Below are 430 nucleotides of genomic sequence, written 5' to 3'. Positions count from 1 at the left end.
TTTGCCGATGGCACTCCTTTTCGCCGCTTCAACAGTTCACAGGCAGGATTTTATTCAAGAGACTTTGTAAACCGGCATCCAAAAATGGCATTTTTGAGTGGTATTTCTTTCTACGACAGGTTTGACGATCCCGAAAGAGTAAGAAGACAAAGCAACCAGTTAGGGTCTTCTGACTGGTTTGATGACTATAATTCTGCCTTTTTTATAACTGCCAATGATTCGGTTTCCTTCTACCACAAATCGAAACTCGTGGTAGGGGTTGAGAATTTTCCATATCAAAATGTACTTCGGCCTCTTCTGGGTGACGTAATGATAGATCTTGGCGGTACAGTGGCTATGAAAACCACTCAAAAAGACCGCGGAGTGTTTGAAATTCCGAATTCAGAAGAAGTGGGACCTATCATTTGCTATGAATCTGTGTATGGAGATT

The 430-nt window shown here is 41.9% G+C and carries 1 pseudogene; it reads left to right on the top strand.

What is annotated here, in order from left to right:
• Positions 1–84 precede the first annotated feature (84 nt).
• Positions 85–430, top strand: a pseudogene (locus HC175_RS19070) (apolipoprotein N-acyltransferase); the annotation flags it as partial.

The organism is Salinimicrobium oceani (assembly GCF_012037645.1).
Note: the sequence above shows the minus strand (reverse complement) of the source record. Positions and strands in the feature narration are given on the sequence as shown.